This window comes from Streptomyces racemochromogenes (assembly GCF_044129415.1).
GTDB classification, from domain to species: Bacteria; Actinomycetota; Actinomycetes; order Streptomycetales; family Streptomycetaceae; genus Streptomyces; species Streptomyces racemochromogenes_A.
The window spans coordinates 1-10,614 of the sequence record NZ_JBBDHD010000176.1; the positions used below are offsets into that span (position 1 = coordinate 1).

2 protein-coding genes are annotated in these 10,614 nt (G+C 77.2%); both read right to left on the reverse strand.

What is annotated here, in order from left to right; translation table 11 throughout:
* Positions 1–7,616: type I polyketide synthase (locus tag WDV06_RS33965; RefSeq protein WP_395513671.1), on the reverse strand; the 7,616-nt coding region annotated here is incomplete at its 3' end.
* Between the two features lie 45 nt (positions 7,617–7,661).
* Positions 7,662–10,614, reverse strand: a 2,953-nt coding sequence (locus tag WDV06_RS33970) for a type I polyketide synthase (RefSeq protein ID WP_395513672.1), incomplete at its 5' end; no start/stop codon positions are given.

Sequence of the window (10,614 nt, forward strand, 5' to 3'; positions counted from 1 at the left end):
GCGGCGTCCTCACCGAACACCACCTCACGCAGGGGTCGTTCCAGGTGTCCGTCCAGGTGGGCGCAGGCGGCGTCGAACGCCTCGGCGAACACCGGGAACGCGGCATGCAGTTCACGCCCCATCCCAAGCCGCTGACTGCCCTGCCCCGAGAACAGGAACCCGGTGCGGCCGGCCGCTGCGGGTGCCGTGCCGCGCACGGTCTGCGGCCCCGGGGTCTCGCCGCGGGCGAGGGCGGTCAGGCCGTGCAGCAGGTCGTCCCGGTCGTGGCCGGTGATGACCGCGCGGTGGGGGAAGGCGGCGCGGGTGGTCGCCAGGGAGAGGGCGATGTCCGTCGGGTCGGGCCGGTCGGCGGACCGGACGTGGGCCAGGAGGCGTTCCGCCTGGGCGCGCAGGGCGTTCTCGTCCTTCGCGGAGACCAGCCAGGGAGTGGGCAGCGGGGTGGGGGCCTCCTCGTCCGGGCCGCCCTCCGTCCGACCGGTCGGGGCGTCGGCCGGGGCCTGTTCGATGACGACGTGGGCGTTGGTGCCGCTGACGCCGAAGGAGGAGACGCCCGCCCGGCGCGGACGGCCTTCCTGTTCCGTCCATTCCCGCGCCTCGGTCAGCAGGCGCACCTCCCCCGCCGACCAGTCGACGTGCGGGGACGGCTCGTCGACGTGCAGGGTCTTCGGCAGGACCCCGTGGCGCATCGCCATCACCATCTTGATCACACCCGCCACACCGGCGGCGGCCTGCGTGTGCCCGATGTTGGACTTGACCGTGCCCAGCCACAGCGGCCGGTCGGCGGCGCGGCCGGTGCCGTAGGCCTTCAGCAGGGCCTGGGCTTCGATCGGGTCGCCCAGGGTGGTGCCCGTGCCGTGCGCCTCGACGGCGTCCACCTCCGCGGCGGACAGTCCGGCGTCCGCGAGGGCCTGGCGGATCACCCGCTGCTGTGCCGGACCGTTGGGGGCGGTCAGGCCGTTGGAGGCGCCGTCCTGGTTGATCGCGGATCCGCGTACGACGGCCAGTACCCGGTGGCCGTTGCGCCGGGCGTCCGAGAGCCGCTCCACCAGCAGCATGCCGGCGCCCTCGGCGAGACCGGTGCCCTCGGCCGTGGCGGCGAAGGCGCGGCAGCGGGCGTCCGGGGCCAGTCCGCGCTGCCGGCTGAAACCGATGAGCGCGCCCGGGGTGGACATGACGGTGACGCCGCCCGCGAGGGCGAGGTCGCATTCGCCCCGGCGCAGGGACTGGGCGGCCAGGTGGAGGGCGACGAGGGAGGAGGAGCAGGCCGTGTCGACGGTCACGGCGGGGCCTTCGAGGCCGAAGGTGTAGGAGAGCCGGCCCGAGACCACCGAGGCGGAGTTGGCGGTCAGGAGGTGTCCCTCCATGCCTGCGGTCTGCTCCGGTGACAGGCCGAGGGCGTAGTCCTGGCCGTTGGTGCCCGCGAAGACTCCCGTGCGGGAGCCGCGCAGGGTCGAAGGGTCGATGCCGGCCCGTTCGAAGGCCTCCCAGGAGGTTTCCAGGAGCAGGCGCTGCTGGGGGTCCATGGAGAGGGCCTCGCGGGGCGAGATTCCGAAGAACTCGGCGTCGAACCCGTCCGCGTCGTGCAGGAATCCGCCTTCCCTGACGTAGCTGGTGCCCGGGTGGTCCGGGTCCGGGTGGTACAGCGCGTCGAGGTCCCAGCCGCGGTTGGCGGGCAGGCCCGTGATGGCGTCGGTGCCTGCGGCGACGAGGTTCCAGAGGTCCTCGGGGCCGCGGACCTCACCGGGCAGCCGGCAGCTCATGGCGACGATGGCGATGGGCTCCTCGCCGCCGGTGGCGGCGGTCCGGCCGGGTGCGGTGGGCGCGGCGGTGACCAGGGCGGTGCCGGGGTGGCCGCCGGGGATCTCGTCGAGGAGGTGGCCGGTGAGTGCGGCGGGGGTGGGGTGGTCGAAGACGGCGGTGGCGGGCAGGCGGACGCCGGTGGCGGCGGTGAGCCGGTTGCGGAGCTCCATCGCGGCCAGGGAGTCGAAGCCGAGGTCGCGGAAGGCCCGTCCGGGGTCGACGGCCCCGGGGGTGGCGTGGCCGAGCACCGCCGCCACCTGGTTGCGCACGAGGGTGAGCACGGTGTCCTTGCGCTCGGCGGGCGGCAGGGCGGCCAGCCGGGACAGTTCGGCGGAGAGGCCGCCGGGGCCGGGCTCGGCGCTCTGGGCGGCGCGGCGCGCGGGGGTGCGGACCAGTCCGCGCAGCAGGGCGGGTACGGGTCCGGGCGTCCGGCCGCGCAGCGCGGCCAGGTCGAGGTGTACGGGGGCCAGGGCCGCGTCGTCCAGGGTGCGGGCGGTGTCCAGGAGGTGGAGGCCCTCGTCGGCGGTGAGCGGGACGAGTCCGGCGCGGGCCATGCGCCGCAGGTCCTCGGCGGCCAGCCGGGTCTGGTCGCCGCGCTCGTCCCAGACGCCCCAGGCGAGGGCGGAGGCGGGCAGGCCCTGGGCCCGGCGCTGGTGGGCGAGGGCGTCGAGGAAGGCGTTGCCGGCCGCGTAGGCGCCCTGTCCGGCACCGCCGAAGGTGCCCGCGAGGGAGGAGAAGAGGACGAAGGCGGCGAGGTCCAGGCCGCGGGTCAGCTCGTGGAGGTGGAGTGCGGCGTCGACCTTGGGGCGCAGGACGAGCTCCAGGTCCTCGGGGGTGAGGCTGTCGACGGGTCCGCCGGCGACGACGGCGGCGGCGTGCACGACGGCGGTGAGCGGCCGGTCGGTGGGGATGGCGGTGAGGAGGGCCGCGAGGGCGTCGCGGTCGGCGGCGTCGCAGGCGGCGACGGTGACGGTGGCGCCGAGTGCGGCGAGCTCCTCCTGGAGTGCGGCGGCCCCTTCGGTCTCGGGGCCGCGGCGGCTGGTGAGGAGGACGTTGCGGACGCCGTGGACGGTGATGAAGTGGGCGGCGACGAGCCGGCCGAGGGCGCCGGTGCCTCCGGTGATCAGTACGGTGCCCCGCGGGTCGAGGGCGGGGGCGGCGGCGGGTTCCGTGGCGACGGGGACGCGGGCGAGCCGGGGGACGGACATCCGGCCCCCGCGCAGGGCGAGTTGGGGTTCGCCGGTGGCGACGGCGGCGGGCAGGCGGCGCAGCGAGTCCGGGGTGCCGTCGGTGTCGGCGAGGACGAGGCGGTCGGCGTGCTCGGACTGGGCGGAGCGGATCAGGCCCCAGACGGGGGCGTGCTCCGGGCGGGTGTCCGGTGCGGGGTCGGCGTCCTCGCCGGGTACGGCCACGGCGCGGCGGGTGACGAAGACCAGCCGGGAGGCCGTGAACCGGTCGTCGGCGAGCCAGTCCCGCAGGACGGCGAGGGCTCCCCGCGCGGTCTCCCGGACGGCTTCGGCACCGGCCTCGGCGTCGGCGTCGGGTCCGTCGTGTGACGCGGGGAAGACGACGGCGACGGTCGCGGGGACGGGCGCGCCGGCCCTGACGGCGGCGGCCAGGGCGGTGACGTCGGGGTGGGTGGCGGCTCGCGGCGCCCCGCCGGCCGCCAGGGCGGCGGCGGTTTCCTCCAGGGCGGCGTCCCCGGTGCCGATCAGCGCCCAGGGTGCCTCGGGAACCGGGGCACCGGCGAGCAGGTGCGCCGGCCACTCGACCCGGTAGAGGGACTCGTGGTGGTCGGTGAGGGCGGCCCGCAGGTGTTCCTCGCGGACCTCGCGGAAGGTGAGGGAGCCGACGGTGGCCACGGGCCGGCCGCCGTCGTCGGTGGCCGTGACGGCGACCGTGTCGGTGCCGGCCGGGGTCAGCCGGATCCGCAGCCGGGTGGCTCCGGCGGCGTGCAGGCGTACGTCCTGCCAGGAGAAGGCCATCCGTCCGGTGCCCATGTCGCCGAGCGGGCCGAAGCCGACGGCGTGCAGGGCCGCGTCCAGGAGGGCCGGGTGGAGCCCGTACCGGTCGGCGTCGGCGCGGGCGTCGTCGGGGAGGGACACCTCGGCGAACACCTCGTCGCCGAGCCGCCAGACGGCGCGCAGGCCCTGGAAGACGGGGCCGTAGGCGAAGGAGCGGGCGGCGAGGCCGTCGTAGAAGCCGTCGAGGTCGACGGGGGCCGCTCCGGCGGGCGGCCAGTCCGCGGCCGGGGCGGCGGGCTCGGGCGTCGCCGTGGCGGGCGCGGAGTTCAGCACGCCGGTGCCGTGGCAGGTCCAGCCCGTATCGGCGGCGGCGGTCTCCGGGCGGGAGTGGACGGCGAAGCGCCGGTCACCGGCCCCGTCGGCCGGGCCGACCGCGACCTGGACGAGGACACCGCCCTGCTCGGGCACCACCAGGGGCGCCTGGAGGGTGAGTTCGGCCAGGTTGTCGCAGCCGAGGTGGTCTCCCGCCCGGACGGCGAGCTCCACGAAGGCCGTGCCGGGAAGGATGACCGCGCCCAGTACCGCGTGTTCGGCGAGCCAGGGGTGGCTGTGCGTGGACAGCCGGCCGGTCAGCAGCAGGCCGTCGGTGTCGGCGAGGGTGGTGACGGCGCCCAGCAGGGGGTGGTCCGACGGGGCCAGGCCCAGGCCCGCCGCGTCCGCCGGGGCGTACGGGGCGTCGAGCCAGTAGCGCGCGTGCTGGAAGGCGTAGGTGGGCAGCGGGATCCGGCGGGCGTCCGGGGCGGCGAGGACGGCCGGCCAGTCGAGGGCGACGCCGTGGGCGTGGGCTTCGGCGGCGGAGCGCAGGAAGCGGTCGGTGCCGCCTTCGCCGCGGCGCAGGGTGGCGAGGGCGACGGCCGTGCCGCCGAGGTCGTCGAGGGTCTCCTGGATGCCGATGGTGAGCACCGGGTGGGCGCTGACCTCGATGAGGGCTCCGTGTCCGTCCCGGACGAGGGCGCGGGTGGCCTCGTCGAAGCGGACGGTCTGGCGCAGGCTGCGGTACCAGTACTCGGCGTCGAGCCGGTCGGTGTCCAGGGCGCCGCCGGTGACGGTGGAGTAGAACGGCACCTCGCAGGCGCGCGGGGTGATGTCGGCGAGGGCTTCGAGGACCTGCTCCCGGACGGCCTCGACGTGCGCGGAGTGGGAGGCGTAGTCCACGGCGATCAGCCGGGCCCGGATCCCGTCGGTGTGGAGGGCGTCGCGGAGTTCGGTGAGGGCGTCGCCGTCGCCGGAGACGACGGTGGAGGCGGGGCTGTTGACGGCGGCGACCGACAGCCGCTCGCCCCAGGGGGCCAGCAGCGGGGTGAGCCGGTCCAGGGGCAGGGCGACGGAGAGCATGCCGCCCCGGCCGGACAGGACGGTCAGGGCCCGGCTGCGCAGGGCCACGACCTTCGCGGCGTCCTCCAGGCTGAGCGCGCCGACGACGGCCGCGGCGGCGATCTCGCCCTGGCTGTGGCCGGCGACGGCCGCCGGGTGGACCCCGTGGGACCGCCACAGTTCGGCCAGGGAGACCATCACCGCGAACAGGACGGGCTGGACGACGTCGACCCGGTCGAAGCCGGGGGCGCCGGGCGCGCCGCGCAGGACCTCCGTCAGCGACCAGTCGACATGGGGGGCGAGGGCTTCCTCGCACTGGCGGATGCGTTCCGCGAAGACCGGTGAGCCGGCGAGGAGTTCGACGGCCATGCCCGTCCACTGGGAGCCCTGGCCGGGGAAGACGAAGGCGGGCTGGCGGGTGTCCTCGGCGGTGCCGCGCACCAGGTGGGTGCCCTCGGGGGCGGGCGTGCCCGGTTCGCCGTCGGCGAGGGCGTCCAGGGCCCGGTCCAGGCCGGCCCGGTCGGCGGCGAGGAGTACGGCGCGGTGGGGGAAGGCGGTACGGGTGGTGGCGAGGGAGAGGGCGATGTCGGCGGCCGTCGGGGCACCGGGTCCCGCGGGCAGGGCGGCCAGGTGGGCGCGGAGCCGGGCGGCCTGCGCGGCGAGGGCGGCGGGGGTCTTGGCGGAGAGCGGCCAGGGGATGAGTTCCGGCTGCCGGCCGTCCGGAGCCCCGGCGGTGGTGCCGGGCTCGCCGTCGGTGCCGTGGGGGGTGCCGCTTCCGGTGCCGTCCGCGGTGCCGTGGTCGCCGCCTGCGCCGACGAGGGTGGCCGCGCGGTCGGCGAGGGCGCTGCCGAGGGTGCTCGCGCGGCCCGCGATGGCCGCACCGAGGGACGTGGCACGGCCTGCGAGGGCGGTGACCGCGGCGGTGCCGACGCCGGCGGCGCGGTCGGCGGCCGTGGGACGGTCGGCGGCTGGGGCGGCACCGTCGGCGGTGGCGGGGTCGGCTGTGGGGGCGGCTGCGTCCGTGGGGGCGGGGGCGGCAGGGGCGTCCGTGGTCCCGTCCGCCGGGGCCGGTTCGGCAGTCGGGGTGAGGTGCTGTTCCAGGACCACGTGCGCGTTCGTGCCGCTGACGCCGAAGGCGGAGACGGCTGCCCGGCGGGGCCGGCCGGGCTCCGTCGCGGGCCACGCGGTGTTCTCCGCGACCAGCGACACGGCCCCCGAGGACCAGTCGACGTGCGGGGTGGGCTCCTCGGCGTGCAGGGTCTTGGGCAGGATGCCGTGGCGCAGCGCCTGCACCATCTTGATCACGCCCGCCACGCCGGCCGCCGCCTGGGTGTGGCCCAGGTTGGACTTGACGGAGCCCAGCCACAGGGGCCGGTCATCGGGCCGCTCCTGACCGTACGTGGCGAGGAGGGCCTGCGCCTCGATGGGGTCCCCGAGGGTGGTGCCGGTGCCGTGGGCCTCGACGGCGTCCACGTCGGACGGGGAGAGCAGGCCGTTGGCCAGCGCCTGGTGGATGACCCGCTGCTGGGCGGGCCCGTTGGGGGCGGTGAGCCCGTTGCTGGCGCCGTCCTGGTTGACGGCGGAGCCGCGGACCACGGCCAGGACGGGGTGTCCGAGCCGGACGGCGTCGGAGAGCCGTTCGACGAGGAGCATGCCGACGCCCTCGGACCAGCCGGTGCCGTCGGCCCCGGCGGAGAAGGCCCGGCAGCGGCCGTCGGGGGAGAGCCCGCGCTGCCGGCTGAACTCGACGAAGGTGGTCGGTCCGGCCATCACGGTGACCCCGCCCGCCAGCGCGAGGTCGCATTCGCCCTGGCGCAGGGCCTGGACGGCCAGGTGGAGGGCCACGAGGGAGGAGGAGCAGGCGGTGTCGATGGTGACGGCCGGGCCCTCCAGGCCGAGGGTGTAGGCGATGCGGCCGGAGACCACGCTGCCCGTGTTGCCGGTGCTCACGTACCCCTCGATGCCCTCGGGCATGGCGGGCAGGCGGGAGACGTAGTCGTGGTACATGACACCGGCGAACACCCCGGTGCGGCTGCCGCGCAGGGACTGCGGGTCCAGCTCGGCGCGCTCGACGGCCTCCCAGGCGGCTTCGAGGACGAGCCGCTGCTGGGGGTCCATGGCGAGGGCCTCACGGGGGCCGATCCCGAAGAACCCGGCGTCGAACTCGGCCGCCCCGTCGAGGAATCCGCCTTCGCGGGTGTAGGTGGTACCGGGGTTCTCGGGGTCGGGGTCGTAGAGCGCGTCGAGGTCCCAGCCGCGGTCGGTGGGGAAGCCGGATATCGCGTCCCGGCCCGAGGCGACCAGGTCCCACAGGTCCTCGGGGGAGGCGACGCCGCCCGGGAAGCGGCAGCTCATGCCCACGATCGCGATCGGCTCGCGGTTCCTGCCCTCGGCCTCACGCAGCCGCCGGCGCGCGTGACGCAGATCGACGGTCGCACGCTTGAGGTAGTCGCGGAGCTTGTTCACATCGGTCGTCATCTGGGTTTCTGTTCCTCAACGCGAAGGGATGGGCGTGCCGGTCGATCAGTGGGTGTCGAGCTCGCCGTCGAGCAGGTCGAAGAGTTCCTCGTCGGAGGCCTGCGCCACCTCGGCGGCGGTGTCCCCGCCGGTCCCTTCCTCGGGGACCGGCCCGCTGCCGACGCCGGGGGCGGAGGCGCCCCCGCGCCATTTCGCGAGGAGGACCTCCAGCCGCAGGGCGGCGGTGGCGCGGGTCGCACGGTCGTGGTCGGCCCCGGCGAACGCGGCTTCCAGCCGGTCGATCTCGGCGAGCAGCGAGGGGGCCGCGTCGGTACCGGGACCGCCGGCGGGCAGGGCGCCGGCCAGGTGGTCGGCGAGCGCGGCCGGGGTGGGGTGGTCGAACAGCAGGCTCGCCGGGAGGCGCAGCCCGGTGGCCGCACCCAGGTGGTTGCGCAGTTCGACGGCGGTCAGCGAGTCGAAGCCGAGGTCGCGGAAGGCCTGCGCCGCGCCGACGGCCTCGGCGGAGGTGTGCCCCAGCACCGCGGCGACCTGGGCCCGTACGAGCCCGAGGAGGATCCTGCGGCGCTTCTCCTCGGAGGCCCCGGCGAGCTGCGCCGCCAGTGCTTCGGTGCCGGTCTCGGGGGCCGCCGCCGGGTGGGCGGGGGCCCGTACGAGGCCGCGGAGCAGGGCGGGCACCGGCCGGGTCGCGGCGCGGCGGCGCAGGGCGGACGGGTTCAGCCGTACGGGCAGCAGTACGGCTTCCGTGCCGGCGGCGGCCGTCGCGGTCGCGGCGTCGAAGAGGGCGAGGCCCTCCTCCGGGGTGAGCGGCGAGACGCCCGCGCGGGCCATCCGGGCGAGTGCCCCCGCACCGGCCGCGCCCAGCATCCCGTGCGGGCCGCCCCCGGCGTCCGCCCAGGGCCCCCAGGCCAGCGAGACGGCCGGCAGTCCCGCCGCCCGTCGCGTCTGGGCCAGGGCGTCCAGGGCGGCGTTGGCGGCGGCGTAGTTGGCCTGGCCCGCGGTGCCGAAGGTGCCGGCGAGCGAGGAGAACAGGACGAAGGCCGCGAGGTCCCGGTCCCGGGTCAGTTCGTGCAGGTGGAACGCCGCGTCCGTCTTGGGCCCGAGGACGCGGTCCAGCCGTTCGGCGGTGAGCGACCCGACGAGGGCGTCGTCGAGCACACCGGCCGCGTGCACCACCGCGGTCAGCGGGTGGGCGGCCGGGATCCCGTCGAGGAGGGCGGCGAGCGCGCTCCGGTCGGCCGCGTCGCAGGCCGCCAGGGTCACCTCGGCGCCCAGGGCGGCCAGTTCGGCGGCGAGGGCGGACGCCCCCTCTGCGTCGGGCCCGCGGCGGCCGGCCAGCAGGAGGTGGCGTACGCCGTGCGCGGAGACCAGGTGCCGGGCCACCAGCCGGCCCAGGGCGCCCGTCGCCCCGGTCACCAGGACCGTACCGGCCGGGTCCAGTGCCGGGCCGGCGGTGTCCGTCGTGGGCGCGGCGGCGGGCGTGCGCGCCAGCCGGGGCACGAGCACCCGTCCCTCGCGGACGGCGCACTGCGGCTCACCGGTCGCCAGCGCCGCCGCCAGCCAGGCGGGGGGCGCGGAGTCCGGTGCGGGGCCGGCCGCGGTCTCCCCGTCGACGTCCACGAGGACGAAGCGGGCGGGGTGTTCGGACTGGACGGACCGGACCAGACCCCACACCGCGGCCTGCGCCGGGTCCGGGCCGGCCGTATCCCCGTCGCCCGCGCGGACCGCGTTCCGGGTGACGAGGACCAGCGGCCGCGGGTCCTCCTCCCCCGCGTCGGCCACCGCCAGCCGCTGCTGTACGACGGCCAGGGCGCGGGCCGTCGCGTACCGCACGGCGGCGTGCGCCGCGGCCGGGCGGTCCGGGAGCTCCGCCTCCAGCAGCACCACGTCGGCGGCGGCCGGCGGCCCGGCCGGGGCCGGGGGCGCCGCGGTCCACTCGACGCGGAACAGCGCGTCCTGGAAGCGTCCGGCCCGTGCGGCGGCGAGCTGCTCGGCCGAGACCGGCCGCAGGACCAGGGAGTCCACGCGGGCCACCGTCCGGCCGTCGGTGTCGGCGGCCAGCAGGGACACGGCGTCCGGGCCCGCGGGAGCCAGCCGGACCCGGAGGGCGGCCGGTCCTGCGGAGGGGGCGGCGGCGGGCAGGGTGACCCCGGTCCAGGAGAAGGGGACCCGCGCCCGCTCGGTGCCGCCGTCCGCGTCCGCGCCGGTGCCCAGCAGGCCGTGGCCGAGGGCCACCGCGTGCAGGGCGGCGTCCAGCAGGGCGGGGTGCAGTCCGAATCCGGTGGTGTCGGTCCCGTCGGGGAGTTCCAGTTCGGCGAAGAGCTCCCCGTCCCGGCTCCACGCGGCACGTACGCCCCGGAACAGCGGGCCGTAGTCGAGCCCCAGGCCCGCCATCCGCTCGTAGAGGGACTCGGCGGACCCGGCGGGGACGGCCCGCGGCGGGGGCCAGGCCGCCAGGGCGGCCTCCTCGCCGTCGGTGGCGGCGGACAGGGTGCCCGCCGCGTGGCGGGTCCACGGCTCTTCGGCGGGCGCGCCCTGCGGACGCGAGTGGATCTCCACCGTCCGGCGGCCGTCGGCGTCGGGGGCCGCGACCCGCACCTGGACCTGGACGGCTCCGTCCTCGGGGACGACGAGCGGTGCGCCGAGCGTCAGTTCGTCCAGCCGGTCGCAGCCGACGCCCTCGGCGCGGGCGGCGTGCAGCGCCAGGTCAACGAAAGCGGTACCGGGGAGGAGGACGGCACCCAGCACGACGTGGTCGGTGAGCCAGGGGTGCGACGTGAGCGACAGCCGGCCGGTCAGGACGAGCCCTTCGCCGTCGGCCAGCGGGACGGCCGCGCCGAGCAGGCGGTGGTCCGCCTCGGCCAGACCGGCGGCGGAGACGTCACCGGGGGCGGGAGCCGGGGCCAGCCAGTAGCGGGTGCGTTGGAAGGGGTAGGTGGGCAGGTCGACGCGGCGGGCGCCGCGTCCGGCGAACACCGCCTCCCAGTCGACGGGGGTGCCG